At 37.0% G+C, this 25661-nt stretch carries 18 protein-coding genes; 15 read left to right on the top strand and 3 right to left on the bottom strand.

Annotation, left to right across the window (positions count from 1 at the left end; translation table 11 throughout):
* The first annotated feature begins 52 nt into the window (after nt 1-52).
* Both M0R16_07590 and M0R16_07595 read left to right on the top strand, forming a co-directional pair.
* A complete protein-coding gene (locus M0R16_07590; GenBank protein MCK9612750.1) occupies nt 53-1156 on the top strand; it encodes a glycosyltransferase family 2 protein in 1104 nt (367 codons plus the stop codon).
* Nucleotides 1157-1171: 15 nt separating this feature from the next.
* On the top strand, nt 1172-2323 hold the full coding sequence (locus M0R16_07595; GenBank protein ID MCK9612751.1) for a DegT/DnrJ/EryC1/StrS family aminotransferase: 1152 nt from the start codon (nt 1172-1174) through the stop codon (nt 2321-2323).
* 22 nt (nt 2324-2345) lie between these two features.
* Here the strand turns inward: M0R16_07595 and M0R16_07600 are convergent, their stop codons facing one another.
* Entirely contained in the window at nt 2346-2798 is a 453-nt protein-coding gene (locus M0R16_07600) for a nucleoside deaminase (GenBank protein MCK9612752.1), read from the bottom strand.
* Between the two features lie 84 nt (nt 2799-2882).
* On the opposite strand from M0R16_07600, the gene aspS reads away from it, so the two are divergent.
* The 11 genes from aspS (at nt 2883) to M0R16_07655 (ending at nt 20037) form a co-directional block, all read left to right on the top strand.
* Nucleotides 2883-4628 (top strand): aspartate--tRNA ligase, encoded by a 1746-nt coding sequence (aspS, locus tag M0R16_07605; GenBank protein MCK9612753.1) that lies wholly within the window; start codon nt 2883-2885, stop codon nt 4626-4628.
* Between the two features lie 346 nt (nt 4629-4974).
* Entirely contained in the window at nt 4975-5970 is a 996-nt protein-coding gene (gene trpS, locus M0R16_07610; protein ID MCK9612754.1) for a tryptophan--tRNA ligase, read from the top strand.
* A 114-nt stretch (nt 5971-6084) separates the two neighbouring features.
* A complete protein-coding gene (locus M0R16_07615; protein ID MCK9612755.1) occupies nt 6085-6429 on the top strand; it encodes a hypothetical protein in 345 nt (114 codons plus the stop codon).
* A gap of 142 nt (nt 6430-6571) precedes the next feature.
* Complete coding sequence (hflX, locus tag M0R16_07620) at nt 6572-7756, top strand: GTPase HflX (protein MCK9612756.1); 1185 nt, start codon at nt 6572-6574, stop codon at nt 7754-7756.
* A gap of 175 nt (nt 7757-7931) precedes the next feature.
* Nucleotides 7932-8117, top strand: coding sequence for a hypothetical protein (locus M0R16_07625; protein MCK9612757.1), 186 nt, complete (start codon nt 7932-7934; stop codon nt 8115-8117).
* A gap of 294 nt (nt 8118-8411) precedes the next feature.
* On the top strand, nt 8412-9185 hold the full coding sequence (locus M0R16_07630) for a glycosyltransferase family 2 protein (GenBank protein MCK9612758.1): 774 nt from the start codon (nt 8412-8414) through the stop codon (nt 9183-9185).
* Complete coding sequence (locus tag M0R16_07635; protein ID MCK9612759.1) at nt 9136-10218, top strand: glycosyltransferase family 9 protein; 1083 nt, start codon at nt 9136-9138, stop codon at nt 10216-10218. The genes M0R16_07630 and M0R16_07635 overlap by 50 nt, the downstream gene beginning before the upstream one ends.
* A 67-nt stretch (nt 10219-10285) precedes the next feature.
* Nucleotides 10286-11068: a hypothetical protein gene (locus M0R16_07640; GenBank protein ID MCK9612760.1), complete on the top strand. Its 783-nt coding sequence runs from the start codon at nt 10286-10288 to the stop codon at nt 11066-11068.
* Between the two features lie 64 nt (nt 11069-11132).
* Nucleotides 11133-12662: a 2,3-bisphosphoglycerate-independent phosphoglycerate mutase gene (gene gpmI / locus M0R16_07645; GenBank protein MCK9612761.1), complete on the top strand. Its 1530-nt coding sequence runs from the start codon at nt 11133-11135 to the stop codon at nt 12660-12662.
* 125 nt (nt 12663-12787) lie between these two features.
* Nucleotides 12788-16282: a C25 family cysteine peptidase gene (locus tag M0R16_07650; protein MCK9612762.1), complete on the top strand. Its 3495-nt coding sequence runs from the start codon at nt 12788-12790 to the stop codon at nt 16280-16282.
* Between the two features lie 5 nt (nt 16283-16287).
* Entirely contained in the window at nt 16288-20037 is a 3750-nt protein-coding gene (locus M0R16_07655; protein MCK9612763.1) for a C25 family cysteine peptidase, read from the top strand.
* A 69-nt stretch (nt 20038-20106) separates the two neighbouring features.
* Here M0R16_07655 and M0R16_07660 read toward each other — a convergent pair whose 3' ends face one another.
* Together M0R16_07660 and M0R16_07665 are read right to left on the bottom strand one after the other, a co-directional pair.
* The gene (locus M0R16_07660) at nt 20107-21543 is read right to left on the bottom strand and encodes an outer membrane protein transport protein (GenBank protein ID MCK9612764.1); all 1437 of its coding nucleotides are present in this window, start codon (nt 21541-21543) and stop codon (nt 20107-20109) included.
* Between the two features lie 28 nt (nt 21544-21571).
* Nucleotides 21572-23578 (bottom strand): hypothetical protein, encoded by a 2007-nt coding sequence (locus M0R16_07665; protein MCK9612765.1) that lies wholly within the window; start codon nt 23576-23578, stop codon nt 21572-21574.
* Nucleotides 23579-23669: 91 nt separating this feature from the next.
* On the opposite strand from M0R16_07665, the gene proS reads away from it, so the two are divergent.
* Both proS and ssb read left to right on the top strand, forming a co-directional pair.
* Nucleotides 23670-25145 carry a proline--tRNA ligase gene (gene proS / locus M0R16_07670; GenBank protein ID MCK9612766.1) on the top strand — a complete coding sequence of 492 codons (1476 nt, stop codon included), beginning with the start codon at nt 23670-23672 and terminating at the stop codon, nt 25143-25145.
* Between the two features lie 52 nt (nt 25146-25197).
* The gene (gene ssb / locus M0R16_07675) at nt 25198-25659 is read left to right on the top strand and encodes a single-stranded DNA-binding protein (GenBank protein ID MCK9612767.1); all 462 of its coding nucleotides are present in this window, start codon (nt 25198-25200) and stop codon (nt 25657-25659) included.
* Nucleotides 25660-25661: the final 2 nt, after the last annotated feature.

Here is a 25661-nt window from a genome sequence, read left to right on the forward strand (position 1 = left end):
AACAAAGAATAGAAAGTGTTTTTGTTTTTTTGTATAATAGGAATATAAAATAATGTTTGAGAATAAATCAGTTGCTGTTGTTGTCCCTGCTTTTAATGAAGCCCTGCAAATTGACAAAGTGATAAGGTCAATGCCTGACTTTGTTGACAGGATTGTGGTTGTGAATGATGGTTCAACAGATGCAACTTCAGAGATAATAAGAAAAATGGTTTTTCAGGGAAATAATTCAAGCAGCTTGTTTTTGAAAAATATTTTAAACGAAGAAATATCAGATGATTATAACCGTGCCGGAAAAATTTTGCAAGACATTAACAGGGAAGAGGCTGGCAAATTTGTTTCTTCAAAAACTTTAAATAAAAACGACGAATCAGAGAGAGTTATTCTGATTGAACATGATAAAAATCATGGTGTAGGCGCTGCCATAGCCAGCGGTTATAAATGGTGCAAAGACCATAATATTTATTGTACGGCAGTAATGGCCGGTGACGGACAAATGGACCCTGATGAGCTTGAATCAATTTGCCTTCCGGTGATACACGATAATATTGACTATGTGAAAGGGAATCGCCTCATTCATGCCAGCTCATGGGTTGTCATTCCCAGAATCAGATATTTTGGGAACTCAATATTATCTGTATTAACAAAAATTGCTTCGGGTTACTGGCACGTATCTGATACACAAACCGGTTTTACAGCCATTTCCAACAAAGCCCTGAATGCCATTCCCCTTTATAAAATATTCAAACGTTATGGCATGCCAAACGACATGCTTGTTAAGCTAAACATTGCTTTTTGCACATTGAAAGAAGTTGAAATCAAACCTGTTTATTATATTGGGGAACGGTCAAAAATGCATATCGGAAAAATTATTTTACCTGTTTCCTGGTTATTGTTCAGGTCATTCTTTAAACGCTTATGGCAAAAGTATCTGTTCAGAGATTTCCATCCCTTATTTTTATTATATCACATTTCTTTTGTTTTGGGGCTGGTGTCCCTGCCTTATGGAATTAAAATTCTTTTTCTTGTGTTGGCAGGAAAAGATGCTAATCCCGTAACCGTTCTTGCATTTATTTTTCTTTTTATCAGCGGGCTGCAATCTTTGTTATTTGCCATGTGGATGGATATTCAGGATAATGAAAGATTGTATAAAACGTAATACAGTTTTAAAATTATGAGAACTGATTTTTTGGTTTTTGGTGAGCCGCTGATAGAACAAGATGAAATAGACGAGCTTTTAGATTCTGTTAAAAACTCCTGGTTGGGTACAGGGAAAAAGGTTGCCATATTTGAGAAAGATTTTGCAGCTTATAAAAAAGCCAAACATATTGCTGCTGTTAATTCCTGTACTGCCGCACTTCATTTGGCATGTTTGGCATTGGGAATAAAAAGAGGAGATGAAATTATCACATCCGCCATGACATTTTGCGGCACTGTAAACGCAATAATTCATGCAGGAGCCACGCCTGTTTTAGCAGACATTGATAGTAACACTCTAAACATTGCCCCCGGCCAGATTGAAAAAAAAATTACAAAAAAAACAAAGGCAATTATTGTCGTTCATTTTGCGGGTCGCCCATGTGATATGGATAAGATAATGCAGATTGCAAGAAAAAACAACATATTTGTCATTGAAGATTGCGCCCATGCCATTGAATCGGAATATAACTCAAAACCTGTTGGTACTATTGGTGATATCGGATGTTTTAGTTTTTATGCAACAAAAAATATTACAACAGGAGAAGGAGGGATGGTAATCAGCAATAATCAAAAAATAATTTCAAAAGTAAAAACTTTAGCCCTGCACGGCTTAAGTCATGATGCCTGGAAACGTTTCTCTGATGAAGGATTTAAACATTATTTTGTGGAGGAAGCAGGATTTAAATATAATATGACCGATTTGCAGGCATCTTTTGGCATTCATCAGCTAAAACGTATTGATAAGTATTGGGAACGAAGAAAAGAGATATGGAATTTTTATAATAAGGAGCTTAAAGATTTACCAATAACATTACCTTTTGCCGAAGTCAAAAAATGCAAACATTCCTATCACCTTTATACCATAAGGATTGATAAATCAAAATGCGGGTTGAGCAGGGATGAATTTTTACAAAGGATGCACAAAATGAATATTGGTTGCGGGGTACATTATCTTTCTATTCCGGCTCACCCTTATTATAAGAAAACATATCATTTGAAAGAAAGCGATTTTCCAAATGCATCCATATATGGCAGGGAAACTGTCAGCCTTCCGTTATCACCCAAATTGACCCGGGAAGATGTTACTGATGTTGTAAATACGGTAAAAAAAATCTTAAATCATTAAAAAACATCTAATAACACCAGGCTTACAGGTTTCTTTTTGTTTTAAAAAATTTTTTAATTAAATCGGCAGATTCATCATAAAGAATACCTTTTGTAACAAGTGTTTTGGGATGCAGAATATTTTTTTTAAACAATGTATATCCCTGTTTTGGGTCATCAGCAGCATAAACAATTCTTGAAATCTGCGACCAGAACAATGCCCCGACGCACATGACACAGGGTTCCAATGTAATATAAATTGTACAATCAGAAAGATATTTGCCCCCAAGATAATTTGCAGCCGAGGTAATGGCCTGCATTTCCGCATGAGCAGTGATGTCTTTTAGCCTTTCTGTCAGGTTGTGTGAGCGGGCAATAATTTTATTATTACATACAATCACTGCCCCGACAGGAACTTCATTCGCATCAAAAGCTTTCTGAGCTTCTTTTAATGCTTCCTGCATAAAGTATGTGTCTGATTTTTTAGGTATTTCCATATAGCTATTTGAACAAAAATAATAAATTCATAATAATTGCTTTCGGCAAATATCATTAATTTCGCATCATATAAATAAATTTTTATGTTACGAACTCATACTTGTGGCGAATTAAGGATTACAGATATCCATAAAAATGTTACTCTTTGCGGCTGGATTCAGTATTCCAGAGATTTTGGAGGAATGACATTTGTTGATTTGCGCGACCGTTATGGCATCACCCAGCTGGTTTTTAATATGGAAGTGAATGCCGCTTTGTGTGAACAAGCCCGCCAGCTGGGGCGAGAGTTTGTAATATCGGTCTGTGGCAAAGTTGCGGAACGAAGCAACAAAAATCAAAAAATACCAAGCGGGGAAATTGAAATTTTGGTTGATAGCTTTGAAATATTAAACACATCAAAGATTCCGCCTTTCACCATTGAAGATAATACCGATGGAGGCGATGAACTCAGAATGAAATACAGGTATCTTGATTTAAGAAGAAAAATCAATAAAGAAAATCTGGAATTACGGCATCGCATGTCCATTGAAACAAGAAACTATCTTAATTCACTCAACTTTCTTGAAATTGAGACTCCTTATCTTATCAAATCAACACCAGAAGGAGCCCGTGACTTTGTTGTCCCTTCACGCATGAATCCCGGGCAGTTTTATGCCCTGCCCCAGTCACCACAAACATTCAAACAATTATTAATGGTTGCTGGTTACGACCGCTATTTTCAGATTGTTCGTTGCTTCCGTGACGAAGACCTTCGTGCCGACCGCCAGCCGGAATTTACCCAGATTGATTGCGAAATGGCGTTTGTTACCCGCGATGATGTTATAAATACATTTGAGGGATTAATCAAACATCTTTTCATGAAGATTAAGGATATTAACATCTCAGAAATTCCAATCATGTCGTATGATGATGCCATGAATTTTTATGGAACCGACAAACCGGATATACGATTCGGGATGGAGTTTGTTGATTTGACGGACCACACCAAAGCCCGTGAATTTAAAGTGTTTAATGAAGCCCAAACTGTTGTTGGTATTTGTGTGAAAGGCTGTGCTGATTATTCCCGCAAGCAACTGGATGAACTCACAGAGTTTGTTAAAAAACCGCAGGTGGGCGCCAACGGAATGGTATATGTGAAATGTAATACAGACGGCACTTTTGGTTCGTCTGTCAGTAAGTTTTTTTCTGAGGATGATTTTAAACAGTGGATGAAAATTTGTAAAGCTGAAAAAAACGATTTAATATTAATTCTTGCCGGTGCAAAGGAAAAAACTCTGAAAGCCTTGGGAGAATTGCGTCTTGAAATAGGAACAAGGCTCGGACTGAGAAAATCGGATGTTTATCAACCCTTATGGGTTGTTGACTTTCCCTTGCTTGAATGGGATGAAGAAACACAACGTTTCTATGCAAAGCATCATCCTTTTACATGCCCCCGGCTTGAAGATGTTTCTTTGCTTGACACAAACCCGGGTGTGGTTAAAGCAAATGCTTATGACCTTGTTATAAATGGTGTGGAAGTTGGCGGTGGCTCCATACGAATACACAATAAAGAACTTCAGCAAAAAATGTTTAAAGTGCTTGGCTTTACAGAAGAAAAAGCTCAAAGCCAATTCGGCTTTCTGATGAACGCTTTTGAATACGGAGCTCCGCCTCATGGAGGAATCGCTTTTGGATTTGACCGCCTTTGCGCAGTATTTAGCGGCTCTGACTCTATAAGAGATTTTATTGCTTTTCCAAAAAATAACTCTGGAAGGGATGTGATGATTGATTCCCCGTCGGAAATTTCCAACGAGCAAATGTCTGAGTTGAATATTAAAGTTTTAAAATAAAAAAACAACATCGTATTCCACAAATTAGTATTAATTTGGGGAATCTAATCCCAATATTTATGATTAATCGCATTGCATTCAATCTTATTAAAACAAATTTAATACAGGAAAGACATTGAGTATAGTTGGTGCAATGCAAATCGGCATGACAACATTACTAAAAAAACTTTTTTCGATGCTTACCCCGATGCAATAAAAGAAATTATTCATCCCGATAATTTTGAAAGTTTTCTTGGTATAAAATAGTTTGATAGTTGAATCTGCGCCAGCGCCCCCAATCCATAAGTTTTCTTGAATATTACATAAAGCTTTGTACCTTTGCACTGCTTTTTTATTTATTATTATCATGGAAACAGTAGTCAGCGGTATCAGGCCTACCGGTAATCTGCACCTTGGAAATTATCTCGGGGCTTTACAGAATTTTGTCAAAATGCAAAATGAAAACAACTGTTTCTTTTTTATTGCCGACTATCATTCACTGACCACTCACCCAACGCCCACAGACCTTCATGGCAATGTCCGCAATGTTTTGGTAGAATATCTTGCCTGCGGTCTCGACCCGGAAAAAGCCACCATCTACATACAAAGTGATGTTCCCGAAACGGCAGAATTGTACCTCATTCTTAATATGAACGCTTATCTCGGTGAACTTGAACGCTGCACTTCCTTTAAAGAAAAAGCGCGCACACAACCCGAAAATATTAATGCCGGATTGCTTACATATCCTACACTTATGGCGGCAGACATCATTATCCATAAAGCAGCTAAAGTTCCTGTGGGAAAAGACCAGGAACAGCACCTGGAAATGACAAGAACTTTTGCAAAGCGTTTCAACAGACTTTATAATGTGGAATATTTTCCCGAACCCGTAGCATACAATTTCGGGCAAAACCTGCTCAAAATACCCGGCCTTGATGGGAGCACAAAAATGAGTAAGTCCGAAAACGAAAATTCGTGCATTTTCCTTGCCGATACAGCAGACCAAATCCGCAAAAAGGTGATGAAAGCTGTAACTGACGCCGGGCCATCGGAACCTAATTCTTCCAAACCTCAGGCTATTGAAAACCTTTTCAACTTGATGAAGATAGTTTCAAAACCTGAAGCAATTTCTCATTTTGAAGAACTTTATAATAATTGCACCATTCGTTACGGCGACCTGAAAAAACAATTAGCCGAAGACATGGTGGGTTTTATTGCTCCGCTTTCTGAAAAAATCCGGGAACTTGCCGCTGATAATGACTATATCCGAAAAGTGGCACGGATAGGTGCCGAAAAAGCCCGCCAAAGTGCCGGTAAAACCATTAAAGAGGTCAGGGGAATTATCGGATTTAAAGAGTTTTAAAATATTGAATATCGAATGATGAATATTGAATTTTGAAGTTAAATTGCGACCTGTGTTTCGTTTTTTTACATTCGATGTTCAATATTCATTATTTTTGTTTTAAAAATCCCTATTATGGAACCTGTAAAAGCCTTTTATGCATTGTCAACATGGCTGCTGCGTATTGCAGTGCTGGTACTTGTGTACATGATTTTTTTTGTTACCATTCGCTCGCTGAATCTCAACAGTGTTGATTTCTGGATAGCGGTTGGATTTGCTCTTTTTGCCATATTGTTGTTTATCGGCGGCTTTATGAACAAACACGGGCTGACTGTAATTTCTTCATTATTTCTTATACTTGGCTGTACTTATAAAGTTGTGATGCATTATGCTTTTCACAAAGGTAGTTTTGTGGCAATCTTTTTTATTTTCGGCGCCATTGCCATGTTCTTTTTTGCCAACGGAAACAGGAAAAAATAGGCAGTTATCAGTCAGCAGTTATCAGTTAATAGTGACGGTAAAAAAAGTATTAATTACCAAATAAAACTTTAACGCAGCCACATTATAAACTTAATGAACTCAATTAACTCATTTAACTTAATATCAATAACAACAAACATTCTTGAGCTTACCTGACAACAACCAAGAACGCGCCATCCTTGTCGGCCTGGTTACACCAAAACAAAACAAAGAAAAAGCCGCTCTTTATCTTGAAGAACTTTCTTTTTTATTGAAAACTGCAGGCGGAATTCCTGTAAAGTATTTTTTACAAAAGCTTGACATTCCAGACTCTAAGACGTATGTGGGTTCCGGGAAGATTACAGAAATAAGCACGTTTGTATCGGAAAACAAAATTAATCTTGCCGTATTTGACGATGAGCTCAGTGCCTCACAAATACGCAATATAGAAGCTTCGCTGCATTGCCGTGTGATTGACCGTAACAACCTTATTCTTGACATTTTTGCCTACCGTGCACGAACATCTTATGCCCGCACACAGGTTGAACTTGCCCAATATCAATACCTGCTTCCCCGCCTTGCCGGTATGTGGACACACCTTGAAAAACAACGCGGCGGTATCGGCCTGAAAGGCCCCGGAGAAAAAGAAATTGAAACCGACCGCCGTGTGATTAAAGACCGTATTGCATTGCTGAAAGAAAAACTGAAAAAAATTGACAAACAAAAAACCACACAGCGTCAAAGCCGTTCAGGGATGATTCGTGTGGCGCTTGTGGGATATACTAATGCCGGGAAATCAACCATCATGAATTTGTTAAGCAAATCAAATGTTTTTGCCGAAAATAAACTTTTTGCCACATTGGATACTACCGTCAGGAAAGTTGTTATTGGGAACCTTCCTTTTCTACTTTCAGATACTGTTGGTTTTATCAGAAAATTACCTCATGCCTTGATAGAATCTTTTAAATCCACGCTTGACGAGGTGTATGAAGCTGACATCCTTATTCACGTAGTTGACATTTCCCATCCGGATTTTGAAGAACAAATGGAAGTTGTTACTCAGACACTGGATGAAATCAAGGCAAACGACAAACCTGTGATAACGGTTTTTAATAAGATTGACAAATATTCTTTCGTTAAGAAAAGTGAGGACGATTTGAGTGTGCCTGATAAAAAAAATCTTTCGCTTGCGGAGTTGCAAAAAACCTGGATGGCGAAAACTTCAAACCCGTCGGTATTTATCTCAGCAACCCAAAAAACGCATTTCGACGAATTAAAAAAACTTATCTACAAGAATGTGAGTAATAAGCATGCGAAACTATACCCTTATAATAATTTTTTGTATTAAAAGAATGTCAATTATTCATGTGTCATTCTTTGGTTACCTCTAGGCAATTTATCACGATATAGGAATTATTGTCTCTTATTTAAATCACGAAGAGGAATCTGTTAATGGTGTAAAAGAAGTCTTGCCGGGATTCGGTTACTTGCCCGAATATATAAACACAATTGCCGGGTTGATTATGGCAACCAAAATCCCAACCAAACTCAAGAATAAGCTCGAAAAGCTTTTATGTGATGCTGATCTCGACTATCTCGGTCGAGAGGATTATATGGAAATATCTAACCGCCTCAGGCGCGAGTGGGATGTGTTCGGTATAAAAAATATAATGAAACAGAATGGTTCGGCTATCAAATTGAATTTCTAAAATCTCATAACTATTATTCGCTAGCTGCACACCTGACGAGAAATAAAGGGAAAATTCAAAATATTAAAAAATTACAGGAATTTATAAAAAAATAATAAATTTGTCCAAAACAAATCAAAAACCAATCATCATGACAAACCCCGAATCTGCTGATTTCATTTTAAGTGCATACGATGAAAAAATGATTTTCAATCTTTACGAAATTCCTGTCATGTGTGTGAACCCAATTAAAACCACTACTATACATTGGTTTTAACTTGTTTTTTTGGTTCTCTGGCTTATTAAGATTGCATCATGCAAATCAAACTCTCTGTCGTCATTATTACTTTTAATGAAGAGCGCAATGTAGCACGCTGTATTGATTCAGTCATCGAACTTGCCGACGATATTATTGTGGTAGATTCTTTCTCAACAGACCAGACAGAACAAATCTGCAAATTAAAAAATGTTCGTTTTGTAAGCCATGTTTTTGATGGTCATATTGAGCAAAAAAACTGGGCCGTTACACAAGCAAAATATCCTCATATTTTATCGCTTGATGCCGACGAAGCCGTTGATGAAGAACTAAAAAAGTCAATTTTATATGTAAAAAACAACTGGCTTCATGACGGATATACCATGAACCGCCTGACAAATTATTGCGGGAAATGGATACGTCACAGTTCCTGGTATCCTGACAAGAAACTTCGCTTATGGGATAGCCGAAAAGGCAAATGGGGAGGTATTAACCCTCATGACAAATATGAACTTATACCCGGAACTACATTCGGACACTTAAAAGGGAATATATTACATTACTCTTACTATACCATTAGCGAACATGTAAATCAGGTCAATAAATTTTCAGAAATAGCAGCCCATGCTTACTATTCAAAAAGAATTAAAGGAGCGACTGTTAAGCTTCTGATTTCGCCTGTTCTCAAATTCATTAAAATGTACCTAATATATTTGGGGTTCCTTGATGGATATGAGGGGTTTGTAATTGCTCGTATTTCGTCACATGCAGTGTTTTTAAAATATGCAAAACTCCGACAATTATATAAAAAAGAAAAAATCAATCCGGCGTAACCCTCGTATTATCATAAGCCGTACAGACAATATCGGAGATGTTGTTCTTGCCCTGCCGATGGCAGGTATCATTAAAAAAATCATACCCGGTGCATCTATTATTTTTTTAGGGAAAAAATACACAAAAGATGTTGTTGAACTTAGCGAATATGTTGATGAATTTCAAGATTGGGAACAAATCTCAAAACAACCCCTACAAGATAAGATTAGAAGTTTTAAAGCGATGAATGCTGATTGCATTGTTCACACTTATCCTCAACATCAAATAGCTCAACTTGCCTATCAGGCAGGTATTAGAAAACGAATTGGAACTGCCGGACGGATTTATCATATCCGTTACTGTAACCGGCTTGTATTTTTTACCCGCAGAAAATCAAAACTTCACGAGTCACAGCTTAACCTGAAATTACTTAAGTTTTTTGGCATTAACAGAACTTTTTCTCTTTCTGAAATTTCAAATTATTACGGGATAAAACATCCGAATACTTTATCCGAAGAATATAGAGAGTTAATTGATAATACTAAATTTAATCTTATAATACACCCTAAAACCAAAGGCAGCGCTCGCGAATGGAATATCAGAAATTATGCGGAATTGATCCGGATGCTTCCTGCAGAAAGGTTTAAAATTTTTATAACCGGTACTGTACACGATAACGACCTAATAAAAAAAGAACTTTTACCTGACGTGCAAACAAATGTTGTCAACTTATCCGGGAAATTTTCGCTTTTGGAATTTATTAGTTTTATTTCCAACACAGACGGAATGGTTGCCTGCAGTACTGGTCCCTTACACCTTGCTGCTGCACTTGGCAAATATGCAATAGGTATTTATCCTCCTATCAAACCTATGCACCCCGGACGCTGGGCTCCCTTGGGTACAAATGCTTCTTACCTGGTTATTAATAAAAAATGTAATAAATGCCGTTTGTTACATGATTGTGATTGTATTGAAAAAATAACACCCGAAATGGTGAAAAATAAACTGATGGATGTATTTAAAGCAGAAACCCCTGCTGTTGATATTATTTGAAAAAAATTGTAAGCAATAGTATTTTCTTAGTTAAAAAAATAATTAATATTGCTCAACAAAAAAACACATGTTCCATAGAATTTTTACATTTTTTTCATTACTACTTATCTCTGTTATATCATTGGCCGGAGAGCTTGTTATAAAAGGAAATTATTACGGCTTCAATTTATTTGTGCTGAATCCTTCTTCGGGAAATAGTTTTTGCGTAACTAAAGTGCTTGTTAATAACAACCCGACAAAAGACGAAATAAACTCAAATGCCTTTGAAATAGATTTTTCATTATTAAATGTTAAAATCGGAGAGCCGGTTACAGTAGTTATTATTCATAAAGAAGGTTGTGCACCAAAAATTATTAACCCCAAAGCATTGCAACCTTCAGAAAATGTATCTTTTGCATATATTAAAGTGGACAAAAACAGTAAGCTTCTCTGGAGTGTAAATGGAGAAATGCCTGATGAAAATTTTGAAATAGAACAATACCGCTGGAATAAGTGGATAAAAATTGGAGATGTAAGCCCTGCTGATTCACTTAAAAAAAACATATATAGCCTTGACGTACCCATGCATTCAGGATACAATCAATTTCGTATCGTTTTTAATGATGTAAACGATAATCCTGTTTATTCCAAAACCGTCAAAACTTATTCTAAAAGCGCCGAGATAACATTAGAATCAACAAAAGTTGGTGACAAAATAAATTTTTCAGCAGAAACGCATTTTGAAATTTTTGACTTAAAAGGCAATTTTATCACAGAAGGCTCCGGAAAGGAGATTGATGTTACTGACCTTGAAAAAGGAAAATACTGGCTTAATTACGATAATAAGTCGGTGAATTTTGTAAAAAAATAATTACACATTTACGGTTCACTGAAGGGTACATTAATTTGTATCTTTGCAAAAAACACCTTTTACCATGAGGGCAAAAAAACTTATTTTAATAATTATGGATGGTTGGGGTGAGGGGCCTCATGATAAAAGTAATGCCATTTATTCTGCAGAGACTCCTTTTGTAAAAAGTTTATATAATAATCCCAATGTGGCTAACACACAATTGGATGCTTCTGGCATTGCCGTTGGGCTACCTGAGGGACAAATGGGGAACTCTGAGGTGGGGCATTTAAATATCGGTGCGGGAAGAGTGGTTTATCAGGACCTTGTGCGCATCAGCAAAGCCATTGAAGATAAAAGCATAGAAAAAAATCAGGAAATAATTGAGGCATACGATTATGCACTAAAAAAAGACAAATCCGTACATTTCATCGGGCTTGTGTCCGACGGCGGCGTTCATTCACTGCAAAGCCATTTATATAAATTATGCGACATGGCTAAAGAAGCCGGGCTTGAAAAAGTTTTTATACACGCTATTACTGACGGTAGAGATACGGACCCAAGAAGCGGAATCCGTTATATTAACGAACTGCAAAAACACCTGCAAAATTCTGCCGGAAAAATTGCCACTTTAGTCGGACGTTACTATACAATGGACCGGGATAAACGCTGGGAAAGAGTAAAAACAGGATATGATATGATGGTCAACGGTATTGGCAAAAAATCCAAAGATGTGTTGCAGGCGATACAGGAATCATACGAAGATGGCGTAACCGACGAATTTATTAACCCGGTAGTTTTAACCAATGATAATGATAAACCCCTGGCTACAATTCAGTCAGGAGATGTGGTTTTTTGCTTTAATTTCCGTACCGACCGTTTGCGTGAAATAACAACAGTTTTAACACAAACAGACATGCCCGGGCAAGGGACGAAAATTATTCCTCTTTACTACCTAACCATGACAAAATATGATGATACATTTAAAAATGTTCATATAGCTTTTGACAATGAAGATTTACAGATGACGCTTGGTGAAGTATTGAGCAAAGCGGGAAAAAAACAGCTTCGAATTGCAGAAACAGAAAAATACCCTCATGTTACTTTTTTCTTCTCCGGCGGCCGTGAAAAGCCTTTTGAAGGAGAAAACAGGATAATGGTTCCCTCACCCAAAGTTCCCACCTACGATGTGCAACCTGAAATGAGCGCCTTTGAAGTAGTAACAAAAGTATTAGATGCCCTGCAAAAAAACACTTACGATTTTATCTGCCTGAACTTTGCCAACTCAGATATGGTTGGACATACCGGTGTTTATCAGGCTATATTAAAAGCCCTGAATACAGTTGACCAGTGTGTGCAACAAGTCATTGAAACTGCACTAAAAAATAGATATTCGGTGATACTTACAGCAGACCATGGCAATGCAGACATGGCCCTAAATCCTGACAACACACCTAATACCGCTCACACTTGCAACCCCGTTCCTTGCTTTTTGTTTGATATAAAATATAAAAAAATTAATCCGGGAAAACTTTCTGATTTGGCCCCCACAATTTTAAAAATTATGGAACTCGAAAAACCTTCATTGATGAGCGGATTTTCTCTTGTAGAATAAATTTTTTGCATTTTATCGGTTAAGATACTGTTAAATTTAACTAAAAAATTTTTAAACATATTATATTTTGCTAATTTTACATCAGTAAATTAGAATAATTATTTATTATCATATAATAACAACAAATGAAGCATTATTTTATATTTATCTTAGCTATCCTGCTAACATATAAGTGCTATTCTGAAAGCCAATCACAACCAACCCAATTAACAATCAAACAAAATACTTACGAAAAACTTTTATTAGTAAATACGATATCCCTTACAGATATTAATGCTTTAAAAGTCAATACGAATGCCGGCGTTTTTAATGAGTTATTCATAAAAGGTTATGGATGCTCTAATTTTATAGGCGAACCAAAATTACCTGTGTTAAAGCATCTTATTGAAATTCCGTTAGGAGCTAAAGTTAAAATAAACGCCAGCAATTCTACATATTCAGAATATAAATTACAGGATTTCGGGGCTTTTTTCCCACTGATGCCCGCTCAACCACCCTTGTCTAAAAGTGATGACCCCACTAAAATTGCTTTTAAACAGAATGGTGTTACATACCAAAGCAATAAATTTCTTGAACACGAACTAGTTACAGTAAAAGCCAAAGGGACTATGAGGGGTATCAACATAGGACTTTTAGAAATTTCACCGGTTTACTATAACCCGGTTCAAAAAACTATTCGTGTTTACACATCCATAAATATTGAGATTGTATTTGAAGATGGTGATAATGATGCCACGATAGCGAATAAAGAAAAATTTTTCTCTCCTTATTTTGAATCTTCTGCTGGTAAAATTTTAAATTACAAAAAACTTCCTGTAAAATCTAATCTTACAAGGTATCCGGTAAAATATGTAATCGTTGCTGACCCTATGTTTCAAAGCACATTACAGCCTTTTATAGAATGGAAGACAAAAAAAGGTTTTACCGTTATTGAAGCTTATACCAACGATGCTGCAGTCGGAAATACAACAACATCTATCAAAACATATCTTGAAACACTTTATAACGCTGCATCACCTACTGACCCAGCCCCTTCTTTTGTGCTTTTTGTCGGGGACATAGCTCAGGTCCCCGCTTTTAACGGGACAGAGGGCTCACATGTTACTGACCTTTACTATTGTGAATATACCGGTGATTTTTTGCCTGAAGTATATTATGGAAGATTTTCAGCAACAAGTACAGAAGAACTAACTCCGCAAATTGAAAAAACTCTGGAATACGAACAATACACTATGCCATCAACCACATTTCTTGACACCTGTGTAATGATTGCCGGGCAGGATGCCTCAAACGGCCCAACGTATGGAGACGGACAAATTAACTATGGTACTGAAACATATTTCAATGCTGCTCATGGTTTGTATTCGCATACATATTTATTTGCCATTTCAGGGAGCAGTGCTTCACAAATCATACAAAATGTTAGTACCGGAGTGTGTATGGCCAACTATACGGCGCATGGCGGCCCGGATGGATGGTCTAATCCCGCTTTCAGCATCAGCGATATCAATACGTTAAACAATGCACACAAATATGCTCTTCTGGTTGGTAATTGCTGTCTTACTAATAAATTTGACGACCCACTGTGTTTTGGCGAAGCCTTACTTCGGGCTTCCGGTAAAGGGGCCTTGGGCTATATAGGAGGTTCTAACAGCACATACTGGGATGAAGATTATTACTGGGGCGTTGGTTACCGTTCTTATCCATCCTCAAATCCACCATTACATGCTACTTATGATGCTGCACAACTTGGTGCCTACGACCGCACATTCCATGAGCACGATGAAATGTTTGGCGAATGGTTTGTCACACAAGGACAAATGATTTCGGCAGGAAACCTGGCGGTAACACAATCAGGCAGCGGAAGTGATTCATATTATTGGGAAATTTATCATCTTATGGGCGACCCTTCATTAATGGTATATTATTCAGAGCCACCCGCAATGTCGGTTAATTATAATCCTCTAATGCCACTTGGAGTTACAACATTTGATATAACAACGGATGCTCCTTATGCTTATGCTGCTATTTCAAAAGATGGCGTTTTGTATGGCGCTTCGCTGGCGGATTCTTTAGGAAATGTTACTTTGAACCTTAATCCCATTACAACTCCCGGAACTGCGGATCTGGTAATTACATGCCAGAACAAAGAGCCGTATATAGGCACCGTAATTGTTGATTCTCCGGCGGGGCCTTATGTTTTATACACTAAAAACCATGTCAGTTTAAGTACTAACGGAGATTCTCTGGTGGATTATAATGAAAGCGTTGTACTTGATGTTACTTTAAAGAATTTCGGACAAGCAGATGCACAAGGAGTCAATGCTGTTATTTCTACTTCGGATCCTTATATCAGCATTACAGATAATTCACAAACATGGGGAACAATAAACACAAATTCGGAATCTTTACAAGCCTCTGCATATGCATTTTCAACACAAAACTTCATACCGGATCAACATATTGCCAATTTTAACATTAATATTCAAGATAACAATAGTAATGTTTGGAACTCATCATTTTCATTCAAAATCAATGCCCCGGAACTGCTTATTGGTAATTTTTCAATTAATGACGATGCTGGAAATAGTAATGGAGCTTTTGACCCCGGTGAAAACGTGGAAATAGTTATAACATCATCAAATGTGGGCCACAGTGATGCCCCGGGAACTACAGGAACATTGACGACAACAAGTCCTTACGTTACCATTTCGAACGGAGTTTTTAATTTCGGCACATTACAAAAATCCGGCTCCGCTGATGCCTCATTCGACATTACCGTTTCTTCTTCTTTGCCTGATACTGCAGAAATAGAGTTTACGTACACACTTCAGTCCGGAGCTTACTCCGGCACAAATCATTATAATGTAGGTGTCGGAAGGGCTAATGAAGATTTTGAAACCGGTGATTTTACAAAATTTGAATGGCAGCAGAGCGGGAATGCACCATGGATTATTACAAATGTTGGCCCTTACGAAGGAGCTTACAGTGCAAAATCTGGCGAAATAGGAAATAACCAAACATCAGAATTATATATCACACTTGAGGTTTCACAACCTGATACTATTTCGTTTGTAAAAAAAGTTTCCTGTGAACCAGGTTCTAACTGGGGCGGCACATATTATTGGTACGATTATCTTGAATTTCTTATTGACGGAACTTCAAAAGGAAGATGGGACGGGGTTGATGTCATGTGGAGCACGGTTGAATATCCTGTTTCGAACGGCACTCACACATTCAAATGGACTTATAATAAAGACGTTTATTCTGTTGAAGGAGAAGACTGTGCATGGATTGATTATATCATGTTTCCTCCTTCCATTAAAGTTATTTATAACCTTGAAGATATTGCTTCTGATGATAATTCAGTTTTTTGTTATCCCAATCCTGCGTCCGGATTAATCAACATTGGTTTTACTTTAACAGAAAAAACAAAAGTTAATCTGTGTTTATATGACTTGAACGGGAAACTGGTGGATACCTTTCTTGACAATAAAGAAAAATCAGAAGGAACCCATAATATGCTGGTTAACTCTTCAAAATATTCCAAAGGTATTTATCAATTAGTTCTAAAAGGAAATAATATCATCAAAACTGAAAAAATTGTAATCATTAATTGAACCTTATGAAAAAGTTATTTTCCTTTTTTATTTTAGCCTGTATTGGTTTTTTATCCTTTGCACAAAATTGGGTGAATATCAACTCAGAAACTCCCAAGGCTGCAAAAATACTTCTCACAGCTGCTGATATAAATAACTCGGCTTTTAATGTTGAGTTAAAGGGTTTTTACATCGAAAATGTTACTATACCACAGGGACAAAAAATACGCATTACTGTCGAAAATACAACGCCTATTCTGGAGGCAGGCGCCCCCGACCTTCCAAAAACTGCTACATCTCTTATCGTCCCGGATAATCAGGCGATGGATGTGGTTGTAACTTATTCCAATTATGTTGAATATCAGAACATAGATATTGCTCCATCAAAAGGCAATTTTACACGCGACATTGATCCGTCGACAGTACCATACACTTACGGACCTGCATACAGCCAGAACCAGTTTTATCCCGGAACACTTGCAGAGCTCAGAGAGCCATACATCCTTAGAGATTTCAGAGGGCAAACGGTCATAACTTATCCTTTCCAGTATAACCCAGTAACAAAGGTTTTGCGTGTTTATCACAATCTATCTTTAAATGTTGTCCCAACACAAGGCCAGGTTATCAATCCCTTTATTAGAACAGAGCCATTAACAAAACTCAATAAAGAATTCAGCAATATTTATAACATACATTTTCTCAACTATAACACCAACTACAAATACACTCCTCTTGACGAACACGATAGAATGTTGATTATTTGCTACGGTAATTTTATGTCGGCTATGCAGCCTTTTGTTGACTGGAAAAATGATATAGGTATTCCAACTGAAATAATAAATGTTTCAACAGCAGGAACTACTGCTGCAGCAATAAAAACTTACGTTACAAATTATTATAACACCAATAAAATCAGCTTTTTATTACTTATTGGCGATGCAACACAGGTTCCCACTTTTACCGTATCAGGTGGTGGTTCCGATAACACATATGGTTACTTAACAGGTAGTGATCATTATCAGGAATTTTTTGTCGGGCGCTTTTCTGCTGAAACTGCTGACCATGTTGCTATCCAGGTAAACCGAACTATAAGGTATGAAAAAACACCATCTACAACTTCGGGTTTATTCAATAAATGTATTGGCATTGCTTCTGATCAGGGGCCAGGAGATGACAATGAATATGATTATCAGCACATTAGAAATATTAATACAGATTTATTGGATTTTACATATACAAGTCAATATGAATTTTTCGATGGTAGCCAGGGTGGTAGTGATGCATCAGGTGATCCCACCCCCACACAAATATCGGTACCCTTAAATGCTGGAGCTGGCATCATAAATTATACTGGACATGGCTCAAATACTTCATGGGGCTCCTCAGGTTTTTCAAATACAGATGTTAACAATTTAACAAATACTAATGTCTGGCCTTTTATCTGGTCAGTCGCCTGTGTAAATGGTAACTTTGTAAGCACCACCTGTTTTGCTGAAGCATGGCTCAGGGCCGGCACCAGTAGTCAGCCTGAAGGAGCTGTTGCCACTCTGATGTCAACAATAAATCAAAGTTGGAAACCACCCATGGAAGGACAGGATGAAATGGTTGATATCCTGGTGGAAAGCTATGTAAACAATATCAAAAGAACTTTTGGCGGATTATCGGTTAATGGTATGTTTAAAATGAATGATACCTATAATGATGTTGCCATGACAGATACCTGGACTATTTTTGGGGACCCTTCATTAATGGTCAGAACCGATGACCCTCATGCCATGGTTGTTACACATACACCTTCCATTATGATGACGGAAACAAATTTTCAAGTTAACTGCAATGCCCCCGATGCATTTGTCTGTTTAACCATTAATCATCAGATCATTGGAAGCGGTTATGTTACTGCAGGAGTGGCAAACATTACCTTCCCAACTCTAACTACTACCGACAGTATTCTTGTAACAGTTACAGCTTTTAATTACACACCCTATCAGGGGAAAGTTGCAGTTATTGACATAATGTATCCTGACGATGCTCAAGCGCTTAATCTTTTCGAGCCGCAGCTGTCGTATAATTGTACAGGCGTTGCCGTCGAACCCAAGCTTATTATTAGAAATTCCGGGACAAACACACTTACGAGCTTAAATGCCACCAGTATTTTGAACGGAACACCATCGTCCGTTGCCTGGGCGGGCAGTTTGGCAAGTTTTGAAACCGATACCATCACTTTCCCTTCGGTTATGTTTAACCTTGGCTCAAATAACTTTGCCGTGTATATTTCACAACCAAACGGAAATACAGATGCTAACCGAGCCAATGATACTATTAAAAGAACTGTAAACGTTGCAGATTTACCTGTAATCAGTTCTTTTACTGCAAACAATTTAAGTTCCTGTTCTGCGCCATTGTCTGTTGAATTTACAAACACCAGCCAGAATGCTATTTCATACTTATGGGATTTTGGTGACGGAACAACAAGCACAGAACAAAATCCTATACACGAATTTGATGCTCTGGGTGTCTATGATATTACATTAACTGCTAGTGCAGGAGTATGCGGTAACGACATTAGTTTTCAGGAAGGATACGTCGTTGTTGGCGCAACACCACCTTTGATTCATGATACATCATCCTGCGGAGAATCCAGTTTTCTTCTCACAGCAACGGGTGACGGTACTATTTATTGGTATGATGTTGCCAGCGGTGGTACACCTTTAAATACCGGAAACTCATATCAAACTCCTACATTATCTTCCACAACTACCTACTATGTGGAAAATGTGGTGGAAGGAGGAACATCATATACTGCAAGAACAAATAAAACAACATCAGGTGCAGAAAATGTTACCGCAGAGCAGGGTTTGATATTTGATGCCTATCAGCCCTTTATTTTAAAATCAGTAAAAATTTACTCAACATCAAATAGCACATCCAGCAAAACAATCACTTTGAAAAATTCTACAGGGACTGAGACCTACGGAACAATTACTGCTACTAATGTTCCGGTCGGTGAAAGTCGCGTAACACTTAATTTTAATGTACCCGCCGGCACAGATTTGAAGCTGGTTGCTCCGGGTTACAGTAATCTTTGGCGCGACCAATCTACAGCCGATAATATATATCCATTTACTCTTACAAATTTATTGCAAATCAAAACAAGTACTGCAGGCACAACTCCGGGAAGATATTATTATTATTTCTACGATTGGGAAGTTGAACTACCTGACTGCAACAGCGCACGCAGTGCTCTTACCGCATTTATCAATGATGCCGAACCTACAGCAGATTTTTCATTTAATATGAACGGAGCTTCTGTTACATTCTCTGATCAATCCACAGTAGCCTCATCATATTCCTGGAATTTCGGAGACGGAAGTTCTAGTTCTCTGCCCAACCCCACACATACTTATTCAACTGAAGGAACTTTCACCGTTGAACTAACTGTTTCAAATGGTTGTGGAACGGATGTTATTACGAAGGATGTTACAATCACATTCACGGGAATTAATGAAACTTCAGGTGTTTCTAATATAAATATTTACCCCAATCCCTCTGCAAACCAGTCGGTAACTTTATCTTTTGTAAATATCAATTCCGATGTGAACATTAACATTTATAACCTTTTGGGGAACCTTGTTGACCACATAAGTAAATCTCAAATCACAAACGGAGTGAACTCCATTACATACAATACCGCACATTTGCAATCCGGTATTTACTTCGTTGAATTCAACTTTGATAAAAACAGGAAGCTTAGTAAGCTTGTAATAACGAGATAAAAGCAACCGTTACCAAATAAAAAATGCAGGATTGAAGTCCTGCATTTTTTATTTCAAACCACACTGGGTTTATTTCAATTTCATTCCAAATGTAAGAAGAACATTGTTTCCTCCAATAGAGTTGTTCACAGGATAGGGTACTGAAGAGTATAAATAATACTTTTCTTTCGACATTATATAAGAATAAGCAAGGTCAACAAAAAACTTATCAAATCTTAACCCCAGTCCACCACTGAACGTATGCCTTACACCATCATTTATGTTAGATTTATAAGGACTGGAATTATAAGCATATCCGCCCCTTACGCTTAACATTTGGGTGGGTTTCACCTCAAAACCTGCACGAACATTTGATTGCATCGTATATAAATCGTGAATAGCCCTGTTTTCTTGTGTAAAACGTACTGTAGAAGAACGCAGGCGGGCATTTCTGTAATCCACATATTCATATTCAGCAGAAATCAAAGCATATTTACTTATCACAAAAGCAAATCCGCCATTAGCCCTGAAAGGAGAGTTAAGTTGATAATCAAACACTCCGTTCGGGGATTCTGAATAATATTTTGTGCCATCGTCATAATAGGCAGTTATATCCGAACTCCATTTATCTTTCATAGAATAAAAAGTCGGAGTGTGAATAGAAGCACCTATTCTTACCCAGTCAGCAGGGCGATATATGATGCCGAATTTAAAATTGAAGCCTGTTCCCTGAGTGTTTAAAAACTGATTAAAGGTCATTTTTTTAAATTCGGGAATAGAATCTGACATATCTGTTTCTTCGTACGAAGAAGTTTCGGTATATTTTACAAAAGGAAATCCAACTGTCCCACCGATGTATAATTTATCATTAAAATTACCGCCAAGAGTAATTACCATTTCGTTACTTGAGCCACTAACACTGATACTTTTACTTTGCAATGTTCCACCCATAAAAATTGGGCTCACATAATGTATCAAACTTCCGGCTGTATCAATGAGAAAAGTATTAAATGCAAGTTTGGCATCAAATTCATAAAGGTCATTGGGGACAGTTCCTTCTGCCTTGCTTAAAAAATCATCAACAATTGAATTCAGGTAATTTTCTCCTTCAAAATATCCATTATAATTAAAATTGTTTAAACGATTAAAACCAAAACCGATTTGTATTGCTTTGCAAACAGACTCTTTTTTAGGAACAAAACTAAATACTGCTCCCGCACTGTTTAAATTAAAATTGTATTTAAAATCATCCGTTTCATTTTTATTATATTCGGATTTCATTTTAACAAAATAATTGCCAAGGGTTACGGATATTTCTTTGCTCTTATATATACCAATCCCTGCAGGATTAATACTTAAAGAAGAAAAGTCACCCCCTAGAACTCCAAAAGCACCGCCCATAGCGGTGGATCGGGCAGTGCCCCCATAATAGACCTGTGAATATCTTAGGGCATCCGTTTCATTCTGAGCATGAATAACACTAATAAAGATTACTATAAGGCCGATTACAATTACTATTCTTTTCATTTTTATAAAGATTTTTAATAAACAATAATTATCTTCTTCCAGATGAACCCGGTGAGCTACTTCCTGAAGAGCCCGACCTGGAACCAGAACTATAATTGGAGCTGCCTCCTGACCTCGGTGATGAATAATTACTGCTTCCACCTGATTTTGACGGGGAAGAAAAATTTGATTTATTCCCCGAATTCGAAGGTGATGAAATATTATTCCTGCTGCCTGAATTAGAAGGAGGTGAATAAGTATTTTTACTTCCGGAGTTTGAAGGACTTGAATAATTGTTATTCTTTGTCCCGGATGGCGAAGAAGTATTGGTATTATTATTCTGTGGAGCTTTATAGTAATTGTTATTTGAATTACTTGGAGAATAATTGTTAGGTTTGTTATACACGTTATTATCCTGCTTGTTGTTCTCAGGAACACTATAATTGCTTGGGTTTGAATACTGTTGTTGAGGTTTAACTTGAGTATTGTAATTCGGATTACTATACGGTTTAATATTTGTGGACGGTTGCTTGTTGTTGTTTTGGTCTTCAGGTTTCTGATAGGTGTTATTTATTTTGTTTTGATTTATGTTTGTGCCTGTGTTTGAATTTGGCTTTGTGTAGTTATTTGAATTGGAGTTTGTTCTGGTACCGGTATTTGTGCTTGGCTTTACAACATTGTTAATATTAGCAGGAGTTTTTCCTTGTGTGCCGCCTGTATTTATATTAGGCTTGGTATAGTTATTTATATTGGGATTTGTTTGGCTCCCGGAATTCACATTAGGTTTTACAACATTGTTAACATTAGTTGGGGTTTTCCCTTGTGTGCCACCTGTATTTATATTAGGCTTGGTGTAATTATTTATATTGGAGTTTATTTGGTTCCCTGAGCTAATATTTGGCTTTACAACATTATTATTTATCGAATTATTTCCCGAAGCATTGTTAGGAGTAGTTACATTATTAATATTATTCGTAACTCCCGGCTTCACACTGTTTAAATTATTATCCTTTATAATGTTATTGTTATTTGTAACATTAATTGGGGATACGGTTTTCCCAAAATGTTCTTTAACTCCCTTTCCAGCATTTTGTGTTACCGAAGGTTTATTAATCAAATTTGGATTAATAATTCCGGAAGACACGACATCATTTATGTGAGCCTGAATATATTTACTTCCGAAAGAAGGGTTGCCATTGGTTCCGTTATTATTATTGGTATTACCTCCAATACTTTCTCTGTGACCATAATAATAGGAGTTATTGTCATAACTATTGAAATAGTAATCGGGATTATATCCATAGTATCCATCGTAATAACCATCCCAGTATCCATTGTAATATCCATTCCAATACCCATTATAATATCCGTTGTGGTATCCATTGCAGTAACCATAAGGGTAACCCCCGTAATAACCACCACCCCAGTATCCATAATAATTCCATCCATAATTATACCAGCCGGAATTATAACCCCACCAGGGACGGAAATAGAAAGAAGGCCACCACCAGTTATAACCTACATATATGCTTGTACCCCAAAAGAACGGGTCATAATTATACCAGTAATAATTTGTATAATAATCATCATAATAGCTATATCCGGGATTATAATCATAAAATCTGCGAATTCTTGATGAATATTCATAATCATAATAATCATCATAATAGTAATTGTTAGTTACGTAAGTATTATTATTATCGTCGGTGTAGGTTTCCGAAGTGGTATAATCGGGATTTTGCCCAGAATAATCGTATTCATAAGATTTATTGATAACGGAATCATCATTTCCAACTCCCGAATCATAATATCTGTTTTCAGTATAATTTATATCCTGATAATTTTCCGTTACACTTTCTCCATAATTATCGGGATTTGCAGGAGGTTTTACCCTTACAGAGGGGTCATTTGTTGTTATGGTTGCCTGTTCGTTAGGGGTATTTTTCTGATACCCGTAAACTTCATCATATCCGGTTTTTGCCTGATATGCTGTATTGCAAGAAAGCGCAAAACTTAACATTGTTAACAGGAACGAAATTTTAATTATTGTTTTCATGGTACATCCTCCAAGTTTTATAATTTTATGTTTTGTTTTTTACTTAGTTTTGTTTCGTTTTTATTAAACACAAATTCTATACCACATTTTTATGGCTAAAGATTTTATTACAAAAGAAGAAAATTATTCCCAATGGTATAATGACCTGGTTATTAAAGCCGACCTCGCTGAAAACTCTGCTGTAAGGGGCTGCATGATTATTAAACCTTACGGATACGCTATTTGGGAGAAAATGCAAGCTGCGTTGGATAATATGTTTAAGGATACGGGACATTATAATATGTATTTTCCAATTTTCATTCCAAAATCTTTTTTCAGCAAGGAAGCCAGTCATGTTGAAGGTTTTGCCAAAGAATGTGCGGTAGTTACACATTATCGACTAAAGAATGCACCTGACGGAAATGGAGTAGTTGTTGACGAAAACTCCAAATTAGAAGAAGAACTTATTATCAGACCAACCTCGGAAACCATTATTTGGGATGCATACCGGAACTGGATTAAATCATACAGGGATTTACCTATTCTGGCCAATCAATGGGCAAATGTGGTTCGTTGGGAAATGCGAACTCGCTTGTTTTTAAGAACAACGGAATTTTTATGGCAGGAAGGCCATACAGCTCATGCTACCGAAGCCGAAGCTCTGACAGAGGCACTGAAAATTCTGGATGTTTATGCAAATTTTGCTCAAAACTGGATGGCAATGCCGGTAATAAAAGGTATTAAAACTGTCAATGAGCGCTTTGCCGGAGCTCTTGAAACCTATTGTGTTGAAGCCCTGATGCATGATGGAAAAGCTTTACAGGCCGGAACATCTCATTTTTTGGGCCAGAATTTTGCCAAAGCTTTTGATGTTAAATTTTTAAACAAAGAAAACAAACTTGATTATGTCTGGGCAACTTCATGGGGAGTTTCCACTCGTCTAATGGGAGCCCTTGTAATGACGCATTCTGATAATAACGGGCTGGTTTTACCCCCAAAGCTTGCACCTATACAGGTGGTTATTGTTCCCATATTTAAAACAGCAGAACAGTTTTCCCGCATCAGTGAAAAAGCCCTTAACATAAAAAAAGAATTAGAAAAAAAAGGCATATCTGTTAAGTTTGACGACAGGGATACTTTAACTCCCGGATGGAAATTTTCTGAATATGAGTTTAAGGGAGTTCCTATACGCCTGGCTATTGGTCCAAGAGACCTGGAGAATAATACAGTTGAAATTGCAAGGCGCGATACCTTGGAAAAATCTGTTTTTCAGCTAACAGATATTGACAGTAAAATATCACACATGCTTGAGCAGATTCAGCAAAATCTTTTTCAGAAAGCTAAGAATTACACCGACGATAATACGTCTTACGTGAAAAACTGGAAAGAATTTAACGAAGTTCTGGAAGACAAAGGTGGTTTTATTTATGCTCACTGGGACGGAACTCCGGAAACTGAACAAAAAATCAAAGATGAAACCAAGGCAACCATAAGATGCATTCCGCTGAACAATCCAAAAGAAACAGGTAGTTGTATATTTTCAGGCAAAATATCAGAACAAAAAGTAATTTTTGCACGTGCCTATTAAACTCAAAATTTTTAATATATTTGCATATAATTCAATAAAATAGTAACACATTATGGCAAGTTTGAATAAAATAACACTCATAGGTAATTTGGGAAGAGATCCTGAAATAAAATATATAAATGAAACCAACCCTGTTGCAAAATTCAGTTTGGCCACCACAGAATCATACAAGGATAAAAACGGCGAATGGGTTGACAATACGGAATGGCATAATATAGTCGCCTGGCGTTATCTGGCCGAGAAAGCTGCTAAAAACCTTAAAAAGGGGATGCAGGTTTACGTTGAAGGTAAAGTAACCTATAGAAATTATGATGATAAAGACGGAAATAAAAAGTATATTACAGAGATTGTGGCAAGCAATATTATTAACCTATCGCGTAAAGAAAGCAGTTGTTCTGATACTATTGTAAGTGATAATGTTAATAATGAAGACTCATCCTCTGCCAGCTTTCCGCCAAGTTCAGGCAATGAGGTGGGCTCCGACAATCCGACAACCGACGACCTTCCTTTTTAATA

The organism is Bacteroidales bacterium (assembly GCA_023228145.1).
In the GTDB taxonomy this organism is placed as follows: domain Bacteria; phylum Bacteroidota; class Bacteroidia; order Bacteroidales; family CAIWKO01; genus CAIWKO01.

Bases quoted from the DNA above. Each gene is read 5' to 3' on its own strand.
- M0R16_07665 (MCK9612765.1), bottom strand. From the start codon at position 23,578: ATGAAAACAATAATTAAAATTTCGTTCCTGTTAACAATGTTAAGTTTT.
- M0R16_07640 (MCK9612760.1), top strand. From the start codon at position 10,286: ATGTTCCATAGAATTTTTACATTTTTTTCATTACTACTTATCTCTGTT.
- M0R16_07615 (MCK9612755.1), top strand. From the start codon at position 6,085: ATGGAACCTGTAAAAGCCTTTTATGCATTGTCAACATGGCTGCTGCGT.
- M0R16_07625 (MCK9612757.1), top strand. From the start codon at position 7,932: ATGGCAACCAAAATCCCAACCAAACTCAAGAATAAGCTCGAAAAGCTT.
- aspS (MCK9612753.1), top strand. From the start codon at position 2,883: ATGTTACGAACTCATACTTGTGGCGAATTAAGGATTACAGATATCCAT.
- proS (MCK9612766.1), top strand. From the start codon at position 23,670: ATGGCTAAAGATTTTATTACAAAAGAAGAAAATTATTCCCAATGGTAT.
- M0R16_07635 (MCK9612759.1), top strand. From the start codon at position 9,136: ATGCAAAACTCCGACAATTATATAAAAAAGAAAAAATCAATCCGGCGT.
- M0R16_07590 (MCK9612750.1), top strand. From the start codon at position 53: ATGTTTGAGAATAAATCAGTTGCTGTTGTTGTCCCTGCTTTTAATGAA.
- ssb (MCK9612767.1), top strand. From the start codon at position 25,198: ATGGCAAGTTTGAATAAAATAACACTCATAGGTAATTTGGGAAGAGAT.
- gpmI (MCK9612761.1), top strand. From the start codon at position 11,133: ATGAGGGCAAAAAAACTTATTTTAATAATTATGGATGGTTGGGGTGAG.
- M0R16_07655 (MCK9612763.1), top strand. From the start codon at position 16,288: ATGAAAAAGTTATTTTCCTTTTTTATTTTAGCCTGTATTGGTTTTTTA.
- M0R16_07660 (MCK9612764.1), bottom strand. From the start codon at position 21,543: ATGAAAAGAATAGTAATTGTAATCGGCCTTATAGTAATCTTTATTAGT.
- M0R16_07630 (MCK9612758.1), top strand. From the start codon at position 8,412: ATGCAAATCAAACTCTCTGTCGTCATTATTACTTTTAATGAAGAGCGC.
- M0R16_07595 (MCK9612751.1), top strand. From the start codon at position 1,172: ATGAGAACTGATTTTTTGGTTTTTGGTGAGCCGCTGATAGAACAAGAT.
- trpS (MCK9612754.1), top strand. From the start codon at position 4,975: ATGGAAACAGTAGTCAGCGGTATCAGGCCTACCGGTAATCTGCACCTT.
- M0R16_07650 (MCK9612762.1), top strand. From the start codon at position 12,788: ATGAAGCATTATTTTATATTTATCTTAGCTATCCTGCTAACATATAAG.
- M0R16_07600 (MCK9612752.1), bottom strand. From the start codon at position 2,798: ATGGAAATACCTAAAAAATCAGACACATACTTTATGCAGGAAGCATTA.